Origin of the sequence: Mycolicibacter acidiphilus, assembly GCF_018455725.1 — a bacterium.
Classification (GTDB): Bacteria; Actinomycetota; Actinomycetes; order Mycobacteriales; family Mycobacteriaceae; genus Mycobacterium; species Mycobacterium acidiphilum.
In genome coordinates this window covers 29,102-47,290 of record NZ_JAHCLR010000038.1, presented here as the reverse complement: position 1 = coordinate 47,290, position 18,189 = coordinate 29,102, and the positions used below count along the sequence as shown (strand labels likewise).

At 70.9% G+C, this 18,189-nt stretch carries 23 protein-coding genes; 6 read left to right on the top strand and 17 right to left on the bottom strand.

Annotated elements, in window-relative coordinates; translation table 11 throughout:
• Complete coding sequence (locus KIH27_RS23315) at positions 1-276, top strand: ribbon-helix-helix protein, CopG family (RefSeq protein WP_214094081.1); 276 nt, start codon at positions 1-3, stop codon at positions 274-276.
• A gap of 6 nt (positions 277-282) precedes the next feature.
• Here the strand turns inward: KIH27_RS23315 and rraA are convergent, their stop codons facing one another.
• The 10 genes from rraA to KIH27_RS16630 all read right to left on the bottom strand — a co-directional run bounded on the left by rraA (position 283) and on the right by KIH27_RS16630 (position 6,523).
• Positions 283-756 carry a ribonuclease E activity regulator RraA gene (gene rraA, locus KIH27_RS16675; protein ID WP_214094080.1) on the bottom strand — a complete coding sequence of 158 codons (474 nt, stop codon included), beginning with the start codon at positions 754-756 and terminating at the stop codon, positions 283-285.
• 5 nt (positions 757-761) lie between these two features.
• Positions 762-1,232, bottom strand: coding sequence for a nucleoid-structuring protein H-NS (locus KIH27_RS23030; RefSeq protein WP_214094079.1), 471 nt, complete (start codon positions 1,230-1,232; stop codon positions 762-764).
• Between the two features lie 89 nt (positions 1,233-1,321).
• Positions 1,322-1,813, bottom strand: a complete 492-nt coding sequence (locus KIH27_RS16665) for a copper resistance CopC family protein (protein WP_214094096.1) — start codon at positions 1,811-1,813, stop codon at positions 1,322-1,324.
• Between the two features lie 44 nt (positions 1,814-1,857).
• Positions 1,858-2,538: a YcnI family copper-binding membrane protein gene (locus tag KIH27_RS16660; RefSeq protein ID WP_214094078.1), complete on the bottom strand. Its 681-nt coding sequence runs from the start codon at positions 2,536-2,538 to the stop codon at positions 1,858-1,860.
• On the bottom strand, positions 2,535-3,194 hold the full coding sequence (locus KIH27_RS16655) for a DUF6474 family protein (protein ID WP_214094077.1): 660 nt from the start codon (positions 3,192-3,194) through the stop codon (positions 2,535-2,537). The genes KIH27_RS16660 and KIH27_RS16655 overlap by 4 nt, the downstream gene beginning before the upstream one ends.
• Positions 3,195-3,292: 98 nt before the next feature.
• Positions 3,293-3,691, bottom strand: coding sequence for a helix-turn-helix domain-containing protein (locus tag KIH27_RS16650; RefSeq protein WP_214094076.1), 399 nt, complete (start codon positions 3,689-3,691; stop codon positions 3,293-3,295).
• A 324-nt stretch (positions 3,692-4,015) separates the two neighbouring features.
• Positions 4,016-4,705: a TMEM165/GDT1 family protein gene (locus KIH27_RS16645; RefSeq protein ID WP_214094075.1), complete on the bottom strand. Its 690-nt coding sequence runs from the start codon at positions 4,703-4,705 to the stop codon at positions 4,016-4,018.
• A 130-nt stretch (positions 4,706-4,835) separates the two neighbouring features.
• Positions 4,836-5,369, bottom strand: coding sequence for a peptidase (locus KIH27_RS16640; RefSeq protein ID WP_214094074.1), 534 nt, complete (start codon positions 5,367-5,369; stop codon positions 4,836-4,838).
• 182 nt (positions 5,370-5,551) lie between these two features.
• Positions 5,552-6,172, bottom strand: coding sequence for a superoxide dismutase (locus KIH27_RS16635; protein WP_214094073.1), 621 nt, complete (start codon positions 6,170-6,172; stop codon positions 5,552-5,554).
• Between the two features lie 192 nt (positions 6,173-6,364).
• Positions 6,365-6,523: a hypothetical protein gene (locus KIH27_RS16630; protein WP_214094098.1), complete on the bottom strand. Its 159-nt coding sequence runs from the start codon at positions 6,521-6,523 to the stop codon at positions 6,365-6,367.
• A 434-nt stretch (positions 6,524-6,957) separates the two neighbouring features.
• Between KIH27_RS16630 and KIH27_RS16625 the strand changes: the two genes are divergently transcribed.
• Both KIH27_RS16625 and KIH27_RS16620 read left to right on the top strand, forming a co-directional pair.
• Positions 6,958-8,019 carry a DUF4328 domain-containing protein gene (locus KIH27_RS16625; RefSeq protein WP_214094072.1) on the top strand — a complete coding sequence of 354 codons (1,062 nt, stop codon included), beginning with the start codon at positions 6,958-6,960 and terminating at the stop codon, positions 8,017-8,019.
• A gap of 4 nt (positions 8,020-8,023) precedes the next feature.
• Positions 8,024-8,809 carry a glycerophosphodiester phosphodiesterase gene (locus KIH27_RS16620; protein WP_214094071.1) on the top strand — a complete coding sequence of 262 codons (786 nt, stop codon included), beginning with the start codon at positions 8,024-8,026 and terminating at the stop codon, positions 8,807-8,809.
• 19 nt (positions 8,810-8,828) lie between these two features.
• Here the strand turns inward: KIH27_RS16620 and KIH27_RS16615 are convergent, their stop codons facing one another.
• From KIH27_RS16615 to KIH27_RS16605, 3 genes are all read right to left on the bottom strand, one after another.
• Entirely contained in the window at positions 8,829-9,374 is a 546-nt protein-coding gene (locus KIH27_RS16615; protein ID WP_214094070.1) for a ferritin, read from the bottom strand.
• Between the two features lie 126 nt (positions 9,375-9,500).
• Positions 9,501-10,268, bottom strand: a complete 768-nt coding sequence (locus tag KIH27_RS16610) for a CPBP family intramembrane glutamic endopeptidase (protein WP_307856910.1) — start codon at positions 10,266-10,268, stop codon at positions 9,501-9,503.
• Positions 10,269-10,304: 36 nt separating this feature from the next.
• A complete protein-coding gene (locus tag KIH27_RS16605; RefSeq protein WP_214094069.1) occupies positions 10,305-11,135 on the bottom strand; it encodes a DUF2470 domain-containing protein in 831 nt (276 codons plus the stop codon).
• Positions 11,136-11,222: 87 nt separating this feature from the next.
• Between KIH27_RS16605 and pheA the strand changes: the two genes are divergently transcribed.
• Positions 11,223-12,071 carry a prephenate dehydratase gene (gene pheA, locus KIH27_RS16600; protein WP_214094068.1) on the top strand — a complete coding sequence of 283 codons (849 nt, stop codon included), beginning with the start codon at positions 11,223-11,225 and terminating at the stop codon, positions 12,069-12,071.
• Entirely contained in the window at positions 12,068-12,736 is a 669-nt protein-coding gene (locus KIH27_RS16595) for a histidine phosphatase family protein (protein WP_214094067.1), read from the top strand. Before pheA ends, KIH27_RS16595 begins: the two co-directional genes overlap by 4 nt.
• 7 nt (positions 12,737-12,743) lie before the next feature.
• Here the strand turns inward: KIH27_RS16595 and KIH27_RS16590 are convergent, their stop codons facing one another.
• Together KIH27_RS16590 and KIH27_RS16585 are read right to left on the bottom strand one after the other, a co-directional pair.
• Positions 12,744-13,094, bottom strand: coding sequence for a metallopeptidase family protein (locus tag KIH27_RS16590; RefSeq protein WP_214094066.1), 351 nt, complete (start codon positions 13,092-13,094; stop codon positions 12,744-12,746).
• A gap of 6 nt (positions 13,095-13,100) precedes the next feature.
• The gene (locus tag KIH27_RS16585) at positions 13,101-14,210 is read right to left on the bottom strand and encodes a septum formation family protein (RefSeq protein WP_307856909.1); all 1,110 of its coding nucleotides are present in this window, start codon (positions 14,208-14,210) and stop codon (positions 13,101-13,103) included.
• Between the two features lie 93 nt (positions 14,211-14,303).
• On the opposite strand from KIH27_RS16585, the gene serS reads away from it, so the two are divergent.
• Complete coding sequence (serS, locus tag KIH27_RS16580) at positions 14,304-15,560, top strand: serine--tRNA ligase (protein WP_214094064.1); 1,257 nt, start codon at positions 14,304-14,306, stop codon at positions 15,558-15,560.
• Positions 15,561-15,629: 69 nt separating this feature from the next.
• Here the strand turns inward: serS and KIH27_RS16575 are convergent, their stop codons facing one another.
• Together KIH27_RS16575 and KIH27_RS16570 are read right to left on the bottom strand one after the other, a co-directional pair.
• Entirely contained in the window at positions 15,630-16,484 is an 855-nt protein-coding gene (locus tag KIH27_RS16575) for an endonuclease domain-containing protein (protein WP_214094063.1), read from the bottom strand.
• A gap of 129 nt (positions 16,485-16,613) precedes the next feature.
• Entirely contained in the window at positions 16,614-18,173 is a 1,560-nt protein-coding gene (locus tag KIH27_RS16570; protein WP_214094062.1) for an MBL fold metallo-hydrolase, read from the bottom strand.
• Positions 18,174-18,189: the final 16 nt, after the last annotated feature.

The following is an 18,189-nucleotide window of genomic DNA, read 5'->3' as shown; positions in this document are numbered from 1 at the left end:
ATGACGAAACGCCGGATCTCTGACGACGACTACACGGCCATGGCCCGTGACTTCGAGCGAGGCGACGTTCGCCCGGTCGGAGAGCCCAGCTACGGGGAGACCGTTCTACGCCGTGGTCGCCCGTCGGGACGGGCAGTGCGGGGTAGCACCCCCGTCCGGTCTTTTCGGCTCCCCGGACCCCTGGTCGAGCAATTGGAGCAACGCGCCCGGGACGAAGACGTATCCACCAGCGAGATCACCCGAAAAGCACTCTCGGAATACCTCGCCAGGCCCTGAGGGCCGCTAGACGACGACGATCCCGTCGTCGTCGCTGTAGGCGGTCTGCCCCGGGACGAACGTGATGCCGCCGAACTCCACCGGCACATCACGTTCCCCGGCGCCGGTTTTGGTGGACTTGCGGGGGTTGGTGCCCAGCGCTTTGATGCCGATGCCCAGGGTGCGCAGCGTCGACGCGTCGCGCACCGCCCCGTGCACGATCAGCCCCGCCCACCCGTTGGACCGGGCCAGCTCGGCGATCACGTCGCCGACCAGCGCGGTGTGCAGTGAGCCGGCACCGTCGATCACCAGCACCCCGCCGCCGCCGTTCTCCGACAGCACCGATTTGAGCAGGGCGTTGTCCTGGAAGCAGCGCACGGTGCTGATCTTCCCGGCGAATTCGGCGTTTCCGCCGAGCTGCCGGAACTGGGTGTCGCAGCTGCGCACGTCGGGCCCGATGTCGTCGACCAGGTCGGCGGTGGGCCGGAATGCCACGGTCAAGGCGCTCAGCCCGCTGCGCGCCGGCGGCGCAGCCGTCGCAGCAACAGCAGACCGGCCAGGCCGAGCGCACCGGCGGCCAGCAGCGTGCGCGGCGACCGGGAACTCTGCTGCGGCGCCGGGGCGACCGGGTTGCGGACCGTCTCCACCGCGGACTTCGCCTGGGCTGCGGCCTCTTTGGCCCCGTTCGTCAGGTGGCCGTTGGTGGCGACCGCCGCCGGCGGCGCGGCCGGTGCCGGTGATTCGGCCTTTTTGGCGGGCGCTTTCTTGGCGGGTGCCTTCTTCGCCGCGGCCTTCTTCGCCGGCGCCTTCTTGGCCGGTGCCTTTTTGGCGGGCGCTTTCTTCGCCGGCTCAGCGGCCGGTGCCTGCGCGGCGGGCGGTGCCGGTGTGGCGGGCGGTGCCGGCGGCTGCGCGGCGGGCGGCGGGGAGGCCGCCTCGGCGGCGGCGTCGTTCTCGGGCTGGCCCTGTGGTTCGGTCATACGGCGGCTCCTCTGCGGATTGTCGTCACGGACACCGGCAACGGTGCCCATCATGCCAGCACGTGTTGTCGCTCATCGAGAAGCGGCGGTCACGATCTCGGTCGGGCGAACCACAGACCCGCGCCGACGATCAGCACCGCTCCCACCCCGAACGGCCAGACCGGCATCTCACCGCCCGGGTCGGCGTACCGGCGGGCCGCGTCGGGGTCGACGCGCGCGCCGACCGGCGGACCCGGTTCCCCGGTGCCGGCCGTCGTCAACCGGAACTGCCACGAACCCGACACCGGGTGCCCGTCGGCGGAGGTCACCCGGTAGTTGACGGTGTAGGTGCCCACCGGCCCGAGCGGGCGCAGTGCGACGCTGGCGACCGCGCCCTGCACCCGCGTCTCACCGGTCGACCACAGGTTCCCGTCCGGTCCCACCACCGTCATCGCCGGGAAGGTGTTCTGCAGCTGCTCGTTGAAGGTGGCGCTGACCCGCTCCGGTCCGGCGGCCAGTTCGGCGTCGCGGGCCGGATCGGTGTCGGTCAGCACCGCGTGTGCAGCGGCGACCCCGGCCAGCGAGACCGCGGCCAGCAGCATCGCCAGCGCGAACACCGCCGCCAGCGCGGCCCGCACGGACCGGGTCACGTGCGCCGCCGGGTTATCGCGACCGTGACCGCCAGCGCCGCCACCAGCAGCGCCGTGCCGCCGAGCAACCGCGCCGCGTTGTCGTGCGGCGGCGCCTCGGGTTCTGCCGCCTCGGTCTCCGCGGGCCCGGCCGAGACCGCCGGAGCCGGGTGCTGCGCGTGGTGCTCCATCGGGGCCGCCGGGCCGCTCACCAGGTGCAGTGCCGGCACCGGCCGGTCCGGTTCGCCACCGCCGGGCAGCGGATCCTGGTCCCAGCGGACCACGGTCCCGTCGGCGTAGCGCTGCGCGGCGGGGAACGTCACGGTGTCGGCGTCGGGCAGTTTCACCGCGATCCGGAACAGCCCGAACTGGTCGGCGCCGACGCCCGCACCGGGCGTGGCCGTCCAGGTCACCGAGCGGACCGTGCCGGTCGCGGCGTCGCGGTCCATCCGGGCCGTCCAGCCCGGTTTGGTCTCGGTGCGCGCCGAGGCGACGTCGGGCAGGGTCACGGTGAGTTCGGTGGTCGCCGATCCGGTCGGTGACTCGTTGGGCACCTCGAACGTCACCATTGCGACGCCGCCGCGCACCGCGCCGGGGCTGCTGGCGTGCACGTGCGCCCCCGCCGGTGCGGCGCCGACGAAACCGGTGCCGAGCAGGACCGCGGCCCCGGCCAGCGCGCGGGTGACCCGGGCCGTCATGCCGACAGCCCCAGCCGGGCCATCAGGTCGGCGTCGATGCCGTCGAGCTGGGCGCCCACCGATGCGTACGCCGTCCGTCGCCGCTCGGCCGGCATGGTCTCGACCGCCGTCACCGCGGTGGCCAGGTCGGACAGCCGCTCGGTGATGGCGGCGACGAACGCCTTGGTCTCGGCGTCCTTGGGCTTCTTCTCCTGCACCAGTCGCAGCGTCTTCTCCGCGCCGGCGATCCGCGCCGACAGCTGGGCGCCGTTGCCGGAGTACTGCCCGACCAGCGCCAGCGGCACCCCGAGCAGGTCGGCGCGGCGTTCGTCGAGCAGCCCGCGCACCGCCATCGCCGCCCGGTAGAGCACCGGCACGGCGACCGGTGCCAGCAGTCGCGACACCGTCAGCGTGCGGCGGATGCGGGCCGGCGAGAGCAGTCGCCCGTCGAGCGCCGCCTTGCGGTGGGTCTCGGCGGTCTTGAGCGCCACCCGGTCGCGGTCGCGGTCGGATTTGAGGCGCGCCTTGAGTGCTCTGGAGTCGGCGCGCTGGGTCGCCTTGAACCGGCGCGCCTCGCCCTTGGCGGCCAGCCGGGCCTCCAATTTCGCGCGCGCCTTGAGCGCCCGGGCTTCGGCACGCCGGGTTGCGCGACTCTTACGCTTTCTGAACAGGCCCATCGCGGCCGCCTCCCCGGTGTCTCGCTGGCACTACCGTGACCGAGCCAACCCTAATCGCGGCGCGGCGCCGACGGTGCGCCAGGTCGCGGCCGGGCGCGTCAGACGGCGAGGCTCTCCTTGCGGCGCAGCTCGCCGATCCGGCTCAGGATGTCCTCCTGGGACTCCGAGGACAGTCCGATCGCCTGGGTGGCGATCCGGCGCACGCCGGCGTCGCGGATGCTGGCCAGCCAGGTCAACTCGGCGTCGAGTTTGTCGTGGTACTCGTCGTCGGTGAAGAACGCGGGTTTGATGCGGAAGAAGTTGGCCAGCGCCGCCATGGTCGCCGTCGAGGGGTTGGTCCGGTTCCCGGAGCGCAACTGGGACAGGTAGGGAGCCGACATCGTGACGCCTTCGGCTTTCAGCGCCGCGATCACCTCAGCGGACGTGTGCGGTCCGCGCCCGGGTGGGTAGACGACGTCGAAAAGACGGTTGAGACGCGCAGAGAAGGTCGTGCTCATCGATGGGACCTCCAGTGGGGGGATGGCGGCCAGCGGCGTACGAAGCGCCGTGTACGGGTTTGCTGATCATGGTAGCGATAGATAAGAGGACAACCAATAGTCTGAGACCACCTAATTTGATCTTGAAGGTGTTTTCTGGTGCGCGGTGCCGTGATCAGCGTCGGCGGGAGGCCGCCGAGTCGCAGTTTCGTGCTGTACCAGGTGAATTACGCGACGGGCGGTCGTCGTGCGGTCGGTGCGGGCGCGGTGACCGGTCCCCGGAACCGGACGTGACTCCAGCGAAATGAAGATCGCCCCGCGCGATCGCCCCGCGAGCGGAATTTGCTAGTGAACAGCCGTACCGGGTTCGGCAGTCGGGTTGGAGCGTCGGGCGGCGGCCCGCCACAGCGCCGTCGTCAGCGCGATCAGTGCCAGCCCGCCGACCGCGGCGACGGCCAGCGGGCGCCGGCCCAGTGCCTCGTCGAGGATCACCCACAGCCCGAACGCCAGGAACAGCAGGCTCGCCGCGACGTGCAGCAGATGCGCGGGCAGTCGGCGGTGCAGCACCATGCCGACCGCGATCGCCACCGCGTCGGCGAGCACCATGCCCGCGGTGGCGCCGATCCACACCCCGAGCCAGTCGTGGTCGCTGGCCAGCGCCACCGTCGCCAGCATCGTCTTGTCGCCGAGTTCGGCGAGCACCACCGAGGAGACGATCGCCAGCAACACGAACCGCGGTTCGGACACCGTCGGCGAACCGGTCGCGGCGTTGGCGCCCTCCCGCCACGTCCAGGCCGCGAAGCCGATGAAGGCGACACCGGCGACCGCGGCGATCGGCCGTTCGGGCAGCGTCATCCCCAGGAAATGTCCGGCCAGCACCGAGATGCCGTGGACGAAGAAGGCGCCGATCCCCACCCCGCTCAGCACCACCCACCAGCGGTGCCGCAGCGCATAGGTCATCGTGATCAGTTGCGACTTGTCGCCCAGTTCGGCCAGGAAGACCACTCCGAGGCTGAGCAGTGTGGCGGTGAGCATCCGGATCGGCCTTTCGACGCACCGTCGGCTGCCCACGTTAACGGCCGGGTGGCGCATCCGCCACCGCCGCGAGAAGTTCGGACAGCCGTATCCAGCGATCCGGCCCAGCGATCACCGGCGTCGAATTGTCTTATGCGGCAAGCAGCATCGCCAGGATCGCGGTGTCGGGGTGACAGACCGGGTCGACGCCGACACGGCTCACCATCGACGTCACGGTGCCGTCCGAGTCGGCCTCCACCCACGCCGCGCGGTGTTCCAGGCCCAGATGCGGGATGCCCGGCAGCAGCACGCACCCCGACGCCGCGCCACGACATTCCGGCAGCGACGGGATGGTCTCCGACGGCGGGTGCAGCATCAGCAGCGCCGACGGCTGGTGCGCGGCGAACCGTCCGGGCGGCACCGCGCTCGCACCGCAGACGGTGCCCTCGGCCATCAGCAGCCCGACCGTTCCGGGACCGGGATCCTCGGGGAGTTCCTCGCGGGTGCCGAATACGGTTGTGGTGGTCAGCAAGCCGGGCAGGGAGGCGACCCGGACCGCGACACTGAGCAGTTGCGTCCACTCCTTGGTGGAGTCGGGCCAGCGGCCGAACACCACGAAGCCGTGAAGCTCCCCGTGCGCATGGAACGGCGTGACCTCGATCTTGGGGCCGGATCCTGTCTGCATCGCCAACTCCTCGCGATCGCGCTGTGCCTGTTGTGTGCAGAATGCGACGCGGATCACACTGTTGCAAGCAGACACGGCGAACGATGCCATAACAAAACGATGAAGAAAACGACTGGGGCGCCGCGCTATTGGCGCGACGCCCCAGTAGTGTCGGAGTCTTCCGGCGGTGGCTCAGCCGGTGATCAGAAGATCAGCCCCGAGGTCTTCGAGGTGGCGGCCGCGAACCGCGACTGCACGTCCGCCCAGTTCACCACGTTCCAGAACGCCTTGACGTAGTCCGCCTTGACGTTCTTGTACTGCAGGTAGAACGCGTGCTCCCACATGTCGACCTGCAGCAGCGGGATGATGCCCAGCGGGACGTTGGCCTGCTGGTCGTAGAGCTGGAAGGTGAGCAGCTTGCCGCCGAGGGTGTCGTAGCCGAGCACCGCCCAGCCCGAGCCCTGCAGGCCGTTGGCGGCGGCGGTGAACTGCGCGCGGAACTTGTCGAACGACCCGAACGCGTCGTCGATCGCGGCGGCCAGCTCACCGGTCGGCTTGTCACCGCCGTTGGGCGACAGGTTCTTCCACCAGATCGAGTGGTTGACGTGCCCGCCCAGGTGGAACGCCAGGTTCTTCTCGTTCAAGAAGATCGCGCCGTGGTCGTCGTTGGCGCGGGCCTCTTCAAGCTTGGCCAGGGCGCCGTTGGCGCCTGCGACGTAGGCCGCGTGGTGCTTACTGTGGTGCAGCTCGTTGATCTGCCCCGAGATGTGCGGCTCCAGTGCTCCGTAATCCCAGTCCAAGTCCGGCAAGGTGTAGTCGGCCACGGCGTTCCTTCCTTAGGTCACTAGCGATCCGATGATCGCTGTCTGTCACAGTCGATCACCGTCGATCATTGCCGACCGGCGCTCGACCCAAACTGGCAGCCCACCGGCAACGCATTCCGCGACGGGCTGGACCGCCTTGCTCAACATTGCTCCAAGAAGGCAGGTACCGCAAGAACGGGTCGGGCGGCGACGTCAGAGCAGGATCAGCGCGGCCAGCAGGACCAGCAGCACCAAGGCGATCAGCCCGGCGCGGACGGACGCGAACAGGTCCGATCGGTGATACGCCGGCAGGCCGCCCTGCCATGGCGTGACCGCCTGGTGTCCCACCGGCTGCATCGGCTGCGCCGTCATAGCTCTACCCCCAAAACCACATCCGGCCCACCCCCGTGAGACGGATCACAATCACATTGTGATCGCCATCATAGCGGGACGGGCCGCCGGCGAGGAAATTCGACGGGTGTCATCCGGCAGTGCTGCGGAGACGACCGGCCCGGGCGCGCGACAGCCGCCGACGATCACCGGATGTCGATGCTTAGCCGGTCGCCAGATTTCGCTCAGCGACGGCCGAGCCTGTTAATCACCGCCGTCCGGCGACGCTGCGTTATCCACAATTACGCCGGGGATCGGCGTGCCCGAACCAGTTCACCGGCGGAGCCGTCCCCACACCGCACTGTGGATAAACCTGTGGAAACTGTGGATAGCTCGACGGTAGCTGGCGGGTACCCCCGGGCGTACGGTTCGTCGGCCCCGGGACGGGCGCGCGGAGGCCTCGCTACGCTGGTGCGGTGATCCAGGTGTGCTCCCGCTGCGGCACGCGGTGGAACGTCCGCGACCGGCGGCGGGCATGGTGTCCACGCTGCAACGGTGCGTTGTGGGCGCCACTGACGCCCGCCCAGGAGGCGGAACTGCAGTGGACGCAGCCCGGTCCCCCCGCTCCGGCCGCCCCGCCGGCGACGCCCCGGCTGGGGCACGGCTACCGCTGGATTGCGGTCCGGCCCGGGCCGCCGCCGCTGCCGCATCGCCGATCGCGACCGCTTGGCCCCACCCCGCACTACTCGGTGATGCCGCGCTGGACCCTGATGGAATGGGTGAATCCGGTTGTCGCCCAGGAGAAGTCGGCTCAGGCCGAGGCGCCGGCGCTGGCCTCTGTCCAGCGTGCGCTGTCGGCGGCCACGGCGGCACTGGGCGTCGCCGCACTGGTGCACACGCTCAGCTACCTGCTGATGCTCGTCAACCGCACCCATCTGCTGCACCCGGTGGTCGCCGGGGCGGCGCTGTGGCTGGGCCGGCTGGCGAGCGTGGCCGCGCTGATCGCGGTGATCGTCTGCGCGGTGCTGCTGACCCGCTGGCTGATCGGGCGCCGCGCGGCGGCGTTCACCCGGCTGCGCCGGCCGGAGTCGCGGCGACCGTGGGCGCTGTGGGTCGGTTGTCTGGTGCCGGTGGTCAACCTGTTCTGGGCGCCGGTCTACACCATGGAGTTGGCGTCCCGGGAGGACCGGCTGGTACGGCTGCGCAAACCCATCGTGGTGTGGTGGCTGCTGTGGGTGGCCAGCACGCTGGCTGCACTGTTCGCCACCGCGACCAGTTTCGCGACCGGCGCGCAGGGTATCGCCAACAACACCGTCGCGATGGTCATCGCCTACCTGCTGGGGCTGGCCGCGGTGCGGGCGGCGGCGCGCGTCGTCGACGGCTTCGAGCGGCGGTCGATGAGCCGGCCCGCCCACCACTGGGTGGTGGTCGGCGACGCCGGGCCGGCGCAGGAGCCCCCGATGCCCGAACCGGCGCCGGAACCCGCCGCGACACCGGCCGCTGTGCTTGAGTCCGACGGGCGGGAACCGGCAGCATAGGTCCATGACGGCGGCCGACGGCGTGGTGGCGGGGCATCCGTTCGTGGTCGCCCACCGCGGTGCGTCGGCCGAACGGCCCGAGCACACGCTGGCCGCCTACGACCTGGCGCTGCAGGAGGGTGCCGACGGCGTCGAATGCGACGTCCGGCTGACCAGCGACGGCCACCTGGTCTGCGTGCACGACCGGCGGGTGGACCGCACCTCCAGCGGCGTCGGCGTGGTCAGCGAGATGACGCTGACCCAGTTGCAGGAATTCGACTACGGCGATCGGTGCGGGGATCCGGCGCGGACCGGGCTGCTCACCCTCGACGCGCTGGTCGCGCTGGTGCTGGACTGGCACCGGCCGGTGAAGATCTTCATCGAGACCAAGCACCCGGTGCGCTACGGGGCGATGGTGGAGCGCAAGGTGCTGGCGCTGCTGCAGCGGTTCGGGATCGCCGCACCCGCATCGGCGACCCGGTCGCGGGCCGTGGTGATGTCGTTCTCGGCGGCGGCGGTGTGGCGGATCCGTCGGGCCGCGCCGCTGCTGCCGACGGTGCTGCTCGGTTCGACGGCGCGCTACCTCGGCGGCGGTGCCGCCACCACGGTCGGGGCGACCGCGATCGGTCCGTCGATCGCCACCCTGCGCGAGCACCCCGAACTGGTCGATCACGCCGCGGCGCGCGGGCGGGCGCTGTACTGCTGGACCGTCGACGCGCCCGACGACGTCGACTTCTGCCGCGATGTCGGGGTCGCCTGGATCGCAACGAATCAGCCCGCCCGAACCAAGGCGCGGTTGCGGGCGGGCTGATCGATGGTGCTGGGCGGTGCTACTGGGCGCCGCCGGCGATGCGCGGGGCGCCGGCCTCCGGCGCGCCGACGCCGACCTCGCGGGCGATGAAGTTCTCCAGGTCGAACATGTTGCTCCCGGCCCGCTCGGCGACCCGCACCAGTCGGGTCATCGTGGCGACCTCTTCGACCTGCTCTTTGAGGAACCACTGCATGAACTGCTCGCCCACGTAGTCGTTCTCGTCGCGGGCAGCCGCCGCCAGTCGGCTGATCTGGTCGGTGACGGTGCGCTCCTGGTCGAGCACCAGCGCCAGTGCGTCGCGGGGGGTGGCGAAGTGGTTGCGCACCGCGTCGACGCCGGGGATCTCGACGTCGACGTCGCGGTCGAGCAGGTACTGCACCAGCATCATCGCGTGGTTGCGCTCCTCGACGGCCTGCGCGTAGAAGAATTTCGCCAATTGCGGGTAATCGCCGCCATCGAAATAAACGGCCACTGCGACGTATTGCTGCGCGGCGGTGAATTCGTGGTAGATCTGCTCCTGGAGCAGCGCGTGGAATTTGGTCTGATGCTTGTCTTTGTCGCTCATGCCGACCAGGGTAAGTCCAGGTCAGGAATGCTTTCAAGCAAGGTCGCACTTACGAAGGCCAGCGTTGCCTAAGTAAAGTTAGCATGTGCTGATCAATGTCGCTCGTGTTGAATTCGGGAATATTCTTCAGCGCAGCCAGCCCAGTTTGTCGGCGAGCAGCGCGTAGCCGACGAACGCGACGGTGTCGATCAGCCCGTGCGCGACGATCAGCGGCCACAGCCGTCCGGTGCGCTGCCAGGCGTAGCCGAACACCAGCCCCATCGCGACGTTGCCCAAACCGGCGCCGAAGCCCTGGTAGAGGTGGTACGCCCCGCGCAGCAGCGCCGAGCACACCAGCGCCGCCGCCGGGTGCATCCGCAGCTCGCGCAACCGGGTGAGCAGGTAGCCGACGACGATCACCTCCTCGGCCCAGCCATTGGCGAAGGCGATCACGACCAGCAGCGGTGCCCGCCACCAGGTGTCGTTGACCGCGGCGGGGATGACGTCGGCGTTGAGGCCCAGCAGCCGCGCCAGCTGGTACATCCCCAGTCCGGGCAGGCCGATCAGCGCGGCCAGCCCGAGCGCGCCCGGCAGATCGGTGCGCCAGCGCCAGCGGCCCAGGCCGATGTCGGCGGGGCGGTAGCCGCTGCGCCACAGCAGGTACACCGCCAGGGCACCCCAGGCGATCAGCTGCGCCGCCCAGGCCGCGTTCAGGCCGAGGTCGATCAGGTCGAAATGCGAGCGGCGCGGGTTCAGGGCGACCCGCTGAGCGCCGAGGTTGCGCAGGGCGGCGTCGGCGAGTTCGAGGACCGCGGTGGCGGCACTCATCCCGTAGGTGACCGCCAGCACCACCGCGATCTCCACGCGCAGTGCGCGCCGCGGCAGGGCCGGTGCGGCGGTGTCCGGCTCGGTCACCCCGCCACGGTAACCGCCGGGGCCGACCCGGTGGCGCTACCCGCGCCGGGCGTGCAGCCCGTTGAGGAACGGGCAGCCCGCCAGCAGCCGGATCGCCCGGTTCAGCCCGGCCAGGTCCAGCACCGGCCGGGGGAAGCCCAGCCGGACGTCGTGGTCGCCGTCGGCGCCTTCGACGCGCAGCCAGATGCCGTAACGGTCCACGCCCAGCGGCCGGGCGTGGCCGCGCCGCAGCCGCGCCGGCACCCGGTCGGCCGCCAGCCGGGCGATCAGCTCCGGGTGCGCGGAGTCCAGGTGCTGCAGCCAGGAGGATTCGATCCCGCAGAACGGATCCGGCCGGGCCGCCAGCAGCTCGGCGACGTCGACGGCTTCGGCCCCGGTGGTGTCGGCCAGCACCGCCGATTCAGCCGTCAGCCGCAGCAGCACGTAGCGGACGTCGGCGGCCGCCCGCCCGTCCGGCGCCGAGCGCGGCGAGTGCACCTGCAGCAGCGCCGGATCGGGGTTGTCGGCGGCGATGACGTCGAGCAGTGCACCGACGTCGTCGGGCGGCACCACCTGCACCAGGCCGCGGATCCACGCCAGGGCGCGGACCCGCTGGCGCAGCGGCAGCGGCGCGTGATCGGTCAGCTCCAGCATGGCCGGCACGCCCGCCCCGGCGGCGATCGTCGTGATCGCATCGCCGGCGGGCACCGCGATCGCGATCGATCCGTCCGCCAGCAGGTGGCACAGCGGCGCGCTGACCGGTGCGGTGGTGCCGGTGTCGGTCTCGTTGTCGGTGGCGTCCGCGACCGCGAGCAGGGCCCGGCCCCGGATGCAGGCACTGCGAATACGCTCCGCGCTCGTCGGCACGGCTTCCGCTGTCGGAGTCATCGACCACCCTTCCGTTACTGAGGTAACCCTAACCTAATTAATGAACGGTCCGGGTGCAACCGGTGGGACGCCGGTTAGGGTTGGCCGGTGGCGCGCATCACCTACCTCGGTCCGGCGGGAACCTTCACCGACGCCGCACTCGGACAGCTCGCGGCCGCCGGCCGGGTGCCCGGCGGCGTCGTCGACCCGGTGCCGGTCGACAGCACACCGGCCGCCCTGGACGCCGTGCGCGCCGGCGCCGCGGAGTACGCCTGCGTGCCGATCGAGAACTCCATCGAGGGCGGCGTACTGCCCACCCTGGACACCCTCGCGCTCGGTTCGCCGCTGCAGGTGTTCGCCGAGACGACGCTGGAGGTCGCGTTCTCGATCGTGATCGCGCCGGGCCTGGCGCCGGCCGACGTGAAAACCGTTGCCGCGCACCCGGTTGCCGGTGCCCAGGTGCGACGCTGGCTGGCCGCGCACCTGCCGGCGGCGCAGGTCATCCCGGCGAACTCCAATGCCGCAGCGGCACAACAGGTCTGCGACGGCGAGGTGGATGCGGCGGTGAGCACCGCGCTGGCCGCCGCGCACCGCGGACTGCCCACCCTGGCCGACGGCGTCATCGACGAGGCCAACGCCCGAACCCGATTCGTCCTGGTCGGGCAACCCGGGCCACCACCGGCGCGCACCGGCGCCGACCGCACCTCGGTGGTGCTGCGCATCGACAACGCCCCCGGGGCGCTGGTCGCGGCGCTCACCGAATTCTCCTCCCGCGGAATCGATCTGACCCGCATCGAATCCCGTCCGACCCGCGTCGAACTCGGCACCTACCTGTTCTTCCTGGACTGCGTGGGACACGTCGACGACGACGCGGTGGGAGCGGCGCTGCGGGCGCTGCACCGCTGCTGCGCCGAGGTGCGCTACCTGGGCTCCTGGCCGATCGGGGAGCCGCGGTGAGCGGCCGGCTGATCCTGCTGCGGCACGGCGAGACCTACGCCAACGTCGACCGGCGCCTGGACACCCGCCCGCCCGGCTCCGAGCTGACCCCGCTGGGGCGCGCGCAGGCCCGGGCGTTCGTCCCGCCCGACCGGCTGCGCCCGGCGCTGGTGGTGCACTCGGTGGCGACCCGCGCGGTGCAGACCGCCGCGGAGATCGGCGGCCGGTTCGGGGTGACCGCCGCCGAACTCGCCGGCATCCACGAGGTGCAGGCCGGTGCGCTGGAGAACCGCAGCGACGAGGCCGCCGTCGCCGAGTTCAACGAGACCTACCGGCGCTGGCACGCCGGGGAGCACGGTCTGGCGCTGCCCGGCGGGGAGAGCGCCGACGACGTGCTGGACCGCTACCTGCCGGTCGTCACCGATCTGCGGCTGCGCTACCTCGACGACGACGACTGGACCGGGGACATCGTCGTCGTCAGTCACGGGGCGGCGATCCGGCTGGCGGCCGCGGTGCTCGCCGGCGTCGACGGCGGCTTCGTCGTCGAGCACCACCTGGCGAACACCGAGGCGGTGGTGCTGGCACCGGCCGGCGGCGGGGGCTGGAGTTGCCTGCGGTGGGGGGCGCTGACCCCGCCGTTCGCCTCGACGTCGGCACCACAGGCCGTCGTCGATCCGATGGGGTGAGCCGGCCTCAGCCCCAGCCGAGTTCGTGCAACCGGTCGTCGTCGATGCCGAAGTGGTGGGCGATCTCGTGGATCACGGTGATCCGCACCTCGTCGACGACCTCCTCGTCGGAGTGGCACATCTCAAGCAGCGCACCCCGGTAGATCGTGATGGTGTCCGGCAACGCCCCGGCGTAATGCGAGTCGCGCTCGGTCAGCGCCACCCCCTCATACAGCCCGAGCAGGTCGGGATCCTCGGGGTCGCGGTCGGCGACCAGCACGACGACGTTGTCCAGCGCGGCCGCCAGGTTCGGGGGGATCAGGTCGAGCGCGTCGGAGACCAGGTCGTCGAACCGGCGCGGATCCATCTGCACGCTCACCGGTGGCTAGTGCCCCGACCCGGAACCGGCCGGCAGCTGGTTGAGCCGTTCGACCGGGATCTCCGGCGGTGGGATCGGCGGCTGGCCGTTGATCAGCAGCGGACCGCGGGCGCTGTTGACCAGCACCGCCCAGCCGCCGTTGCCCAGTGTGGCGCCGAGGCTGCAGGCCACCTCGCGGCTCCCCGCCGACCAGCTCGGCAGTGAGACGGTGGCGTAGGTCAGGGTCAGGGTGGTGTCGCGCAGCTGCACCGGGGCCAGGTAGGCGTCGGTCAGCCGGGCGCAGGTGTCCTTGATGAAGGTGTCCTGCTCGGGCTCGGGCGGCAGGACGTCGCCGAACCGCTCGGCGAGGTTCACCGTGCCGGTGACCTCCTTGGTGTGCGGCGCCGCGCAGTCCACCGGGACGTCGTTGGGCTGGTTGGTGGCCGGATCAATGCCCAGGCAGGTGCCGGCCGGCCACACCTTCGACTGGTCGATGTCGACGACCTTGCCGATGAACGCGACCTGACCCTCCACCCCGGGCATCTGCAGGCCGCACAGCATCCGGCGCTCGCCGCGCTGCCGCCAGGCCCGGTCACCGGCCCACAGCATGCTCGCGACGAATTTGCTGTGCGGGTCGAATCGCGGCCCCAGGTAGCGGCGCACCGAGGACTCGCACTGCTCCTGGGTGATCTGCTCGATGCGGGCGGTCGACGGTGGTGGGGCGGCGGGGCCGTACTCGGCGCCGGGGAACATCTTCATGTCGACCGGACCGGCCACCTCGAACTTGTGCTCCTCGCCGCAGCCGACGATGGTCGCCGCGTCGAGGTCGTCATCGGGCCAGGTCAGGCAGTCGCCGCTGGCCGCGCGGTCGATCGCCTCGTTGCCCTTGCCGATCCCGCTGCCCAGCGCCGGTGCGGCGCCCTTGCCGCCGGAGCTCAGCGCGGTGTCGGAGCGCAGCCGCGGCAGCAGGCCGCCGTGGCCCTCGCCGGCCGGCGGCAGCACGGTGGCCGCACCGGCGATGATCAGGGCGCCGAGTGCCGTCAGCAGCAGCGTGCGCCGGGTCGCCGACGCCTGCGGTGCGCGCAGCCAGGAGTGCCGCCGCGCGGGCGGATCGTCCTGGTCAACTGGCTTCGACATCGGCTCCATTCTGACAGGCGAGCACGACGACGTGATTAATGATGCGAAAGTGATGCCGACCGGGCGGGGCGGACCGGGTTGTAGGGTTGCGCCGTGATCGACCTGAACGCGCTGCGCGAGGACCCCGACCGTGTCCGACGCTCCCAGGCCGCCCGCGGCGAGGACCCGGCCCTGGTGGAGACCCTGCTCACCGCCGACACCGCGCGACGCTCGGCGATCGCCGCCGCCGACAACCTGCGCGCCGAGCAGAAGGCCGCCAGCCGGTCGGTGGGCGCGGCCTCACCCGACGAGCGGCCGGCTTTGCTGGCGAAGGCCAAGGAGCTCGCCGAGCAGGTGAAGGCGGCCGAGACGGCTCAAGCCGACGCGGAGACCGCGTTCACCGCCGCGCACCTGGCCGTCGCCAACGTCGTCGTCGACGGCGTGCCCGCCGGCGGGGTGGACGACTTCGCGGTGCTCGACGTCGTCGGTGAACCGCCGGCCATCGACGCCCCGCGCGATCACCTGGAGATCGGCGAGGCGCTGGGCCTGCTCGACATGGGCCGCGGCGCCAAGGTCTCCGGCTCCCGCTTCTACTTCCTCACCGGCGCCGGCGCGCTGCTGCAACTGGGCCTGCTGCAACTGGCGCTGCGGCTGGCGGTGGCCAACGGGTTCACCCCGATGATCACCCCGGCGCTGGTGCGCCCGGAGATCATGACCGGCACCGGGTTCCTCGGTGCGCACGCCGACGAGGTGTACCGGCTCGAAGCCGACGACCTGTACCTGGTCGGCACCTCCGAGGTGCCGCTGGCCGGCTACCACTCCGACGAGATCCTGGACCTGTCCGGCGGGCCGCTGCGTTACGCCGGGTGGTCGTCGTGCTTCCGCCGGGAGGCGGGCAGCTACGGCAAGGACACCCGCGGCATCATCCGGGTGCACCAGTTCGACAAGGTCGAGGGCTTCGTCTACTGCCGTCCCGAGGACGCCGAGGCCGAGCATGAGCGGCTGCTGGGCTGGCAGCGCGAGATGCTGGCGCAGATCGAGGTGCCCTACCGGGTGATCGACGTCGCCGCCGGTGATCTCGGCTCGTCGGCGGCGCGCAAGTTCGACTGCGAGGCGTGGGTGCCGTCGCAGGGCACCTACCGGGAGCTGACCTCGACGTCGAACTGCACCACGTTCCAGGCCCGCCGGCTGTCCACCCGCTACCGCGACGACAACGGCAAGCCGCAGACCGCGGCGACGCTGAACGGCACCCTGGCCACCACCCGGTGGCTGGTGGCGATCCTGGAGAACCACCAGCAGCCCGACGGCAGCGTGAAGGTGCCCGCAGCACTGGTGCCCTACGTCGGCGCCGAGGTGCTGGAGCCCCAGTAACCGCGTTGAGTGTGCGTTCTCGGCGGGATTTCGCCGGGAATTCCGCCCAGGATGCACGGTGAACGTTGGTTAGAGCCGCGACTGCCTTGCCCGCGCGACCCGTCGCACGATATCGGCGCCGCGGTGTCCCTTGATGACGCGAATGATCAGCCACCCCAGCGCGGCCAAGGTCTCCGCGCGGCGCAAATCCCTGGCGTACTGCACGGGGTCGGTGCGATGGTGCTCCCCGTCGTATTCGACGCCCACCATCAACTCCGCCCAGCCCATGTCGATGTAGTAGCGATCCTCGGCGGTGATGACCGGGATCTGGGTCTGCGGCCGGGGAAATCCCGCGTCGATGAGCCGCAACCGCAGAAACGACTCCTGGGGCGATTCCGCTCCGGTGTCCACGAGGTCCAGCACGCGGGGCAGTTGGCGCAGACGACGGGTGTGCGGGTGGCGCAGTGCGATCGCCGAGACCGCGCCGGGATTGAGGCCGGCGGCCCGGCCCAATGCGTCCAATCGGGCGATCGTGGTCGCGATGGGACGGCAGCGGCCGATGTCGAATGCGGTGCGCGCGGGCGTGGTCACCGACAACGTTCCCACCGGCAGCGCCAGCGACTGCACCTCGTCGGCGAACACGGTGTCACGACGGGTGATGACGCCTTCAGGCGCGCGGGTCCCGGGGTGGATGAGCTCTATCGGGCTGTCGTCGTCGATCCATCTGGTGCCGTACAAGGCGGCGGCCGCAGCCCCGGCCACGATCGCCTGCCGATCCGACCACAGCCAGGCGGCGACCGTGCGTTGCCGCAGTGTCGGCCGCACCTGGTTCGGCAGGTAAACGTTCGGCAGCACCGCGCGGTACCGGGTTCGCAGCTGATGACGGTTCACCAGGCCGTCGGCCAGTGCCTCGCTGCCTAGAAACGGTTCGAAGGAACGGACCATGACGGCAAGCCTGGCCAGAACCGTGGGAGCACACAATTCACCCCCTGCACGGGCGTTGAGTGTGCGTCCACGGCGACGTTTCGGCGAGAATCCCGCCCAGGAGGCACTCTCAACGAAGGAGGAGGCGGCTCACAACTTCTCGGAGCGCAGCGGATGCCCCTTGGCGGTCAGGCAGCGGCCGGACTCCAGGTCCCACTGCCAGCCGTGCTGGTTGCAGGTGAGCGTGCCGTCGTTGATCACCCCGAACTTCGACAGGTCGGCCTTCATGTGCGGGCAGCGCCGCTGAATCTGCCAGCCGTCCAGCGTGATCGTCGCCGAGTCGTCGTGGCTTTCGCCGAACCAGCCGTCGGCGTAGACGATCCGGTCCTCGGTGAGGCACTTGAAGAACGTGTACAGGTACTCGTTGTAGCCGCCGACCCGCCACGCCCGGAACCGGGTGGACAGGAAGATGGTGTTCACCCAGTCCGGCTCCCCGTCGCGCAGCACGGTGCGCACCAGCTCCGGCGGGATCGCGAACCCGTAGCGGAACTTCTCCTCGGCCAACGGTTCCCGCACCGCGCGCGCCGGGAAGTCCAGCACCACCGTCTCGGCGTGGCCGTCCCCGTCGAGCACCAGCTGCACCGGGTAGCCGATGCCGTCGCTGATCTCCTTGCTGCGGGCCATGATCGGCTCGAACAGCGCCTGCAGCTCCGGCAGCATCGCCGGGCCGGAAGCCGGCGCCCAGGACGCCTTCTCGGCGGCCAGCACCGGCCCCATCCGCTGCGCGTAGGCCTCGATGTAGTCCGCCTTGCCGGTGGTGAAGATCGCCTCCACGTCCTCGACGGGCAGCGGGTGCTCCAGCGAATCGAGTTGCGCCCCGGTGAAAGTCGCCGTCGACCCGGGGATCATCAGCAGGCCGCGGTCGTGGCCGTTGCGGCGCAACTGGTCCAGGAAGACCATCTCGTCGGGGAAGATGTTGGCCGGGTCGCCGTGGTCGTCGTTGAGCGAGCGCAGCGCCGGGTCCAGGAAGCACGGCGGGCCGGCCGACGGGACGACCCAGGTCGCGCCGACGTGCGCGATGTACTGCCGCGCACGGTCCATCTGGCGCTGGCGCTTCTGCGTCCCGAATGCGGCCTTGGCCCGCTCCGGCATGTCGTAGACCATCGGGTACCAGATCGCCCCGGAGTACTGCAGCAGGTGCACGTCGATCTGCTCGAACGCGCCCAGCACGTCCAGGTCGACCGGGCGGCAGTCGTTCATGTTGAACAGGGTGGTCGTGCCGTCGGACACCACCAGGCCGGAGTCGCCGATCGGGCCGTCGGCCGGGGCACTCAAGGCGATGATCATCACGTCCAGGTCGCCCTTGGGGCCGGACACGGTGTGCCGCACCGAGTCGCTGGTCTCGAAGAAGTTGGTGAAGCCGAGCTTCTCCAGCTCACCGCGCAGGTCCGGCACCGGGTAGTCCGGCAGCAGCACCACCGCGTCCTTGTTGACGTGCGCGGCCAGGTGCCGCGGGTCGAAGTGATCGTGGTGCAGGTGCGAGATGTAGAGGTAGTCGCAGTCGCCGAGGGCGTCCCAGTCCAGCGTGGAGTTGTCCGGGAACGGGAACCAGGAGGCGAAGTAGGCGGGGTTGACCCAGGGGTCGCAGAGGATGCTGCCCGCGTGGGTTTCGATCCGGAAGCCGGCGTGCCCGACGCTGGTGACCCGCACTTATCTCTTCTCCCGC

Coding starts and splice junctions, on each gene's coding strand:
- KIH27_RS23030 (WP_214094079.1), bottom strand. CDS start 1,232: ATGACCGAACCACAGGGCCAGCCCGAGAACGACGCCGCCGCCGAGGCG.
- KIH27_RS16620 (WP_214094071.1), top strand. CDS start 8,024: ATGACGGCGGCCGACGGCGTGGTGGCGGGGCATCCGTTCGTGGTCGCC.
- KIH27_RS16575 (WP_214094063.1), bottom strand. CDS start 16,484: ATGGTCCGTTCCTTCGAACCGTTTCTAGGCAGCGAGGCACTGGCCGAC.
- KIH27_RS16605 (WP_214094069.1), bottom strand. CDS start 11,135: ATGACTCCGACAGCGGAAGCCGTGCCGACGAGCGCGGAGCGTATTCGC.
- KIH27_RS16640 (WP_214094074.1), bottom strand. CDS start 5,369: ATGCAGACAGGATCCGGCCCCAAGATCGAGGTCACGCCGTTCCATGCG.
- KIH27_RS16665 (WP_214094096.1), bottom strand. CDS start 1,813: ATGCTGCTGGCCGCGGTCTCGCTGGCCGGGGTCGCCGCTGCACACGCG.
- KIH27_RS16660 (WP_214094078.1), bottom strand. CDS start 2,538: ATGACGGCCCGGGTCACCCGCGCGCTGGCCGGGGCCGCGGTCCTGCTC.
- KIH27_RS16630 (WP_214094098.1), bottom strand. CDS start 6,523: ATGACGGCGCAGCCGATGCAGCCGGTGGGACACCAGGCGGTCACGCCA.
- KIH27_RS16655 (WP_214094077.1), bottom strand. CDS start 3,194: ATGGGCCTGTTCAGAAAGCGTAAGAGTCGCGCAACCCGGCGTGCCGAA.
- KIH27_RS23315 (WP_214094081.1), top strand. CDS start 1: ATGACGAAACGCCGGATCTCTGACGACGACTACACGGCCATGGCCCGT.
- KIH27_RS16585 (WP_307856909.1), bottom strand. CDS start 14,210: ATGTCGAAGCCAGTTGACCAGGACGATCCGCCCGCGCGGCGGCACTCC.
- KIH27_RS16650 (WP_214094076.1), bottom strand. CDS start 3,691: ATGAGCACGACCTTCTCTGCGCGTCTCAACCGTCTTTTCGACGTCGTC.
- KIH27_RS16615 (WP_214094070.1), bottom strand. CDS start 9,374: ATGAGCGACAAAGACAAGCATCAGACCAAATTCCACGCGCTGCTCCAG.
- KIH27_RS16645 (WP_214094075.1), bottom strand. CDS start 4,705: ATGCTCACCGCCACACTGCTCAGCCTCGGAGTGGTCTTCCTGGCCGAA.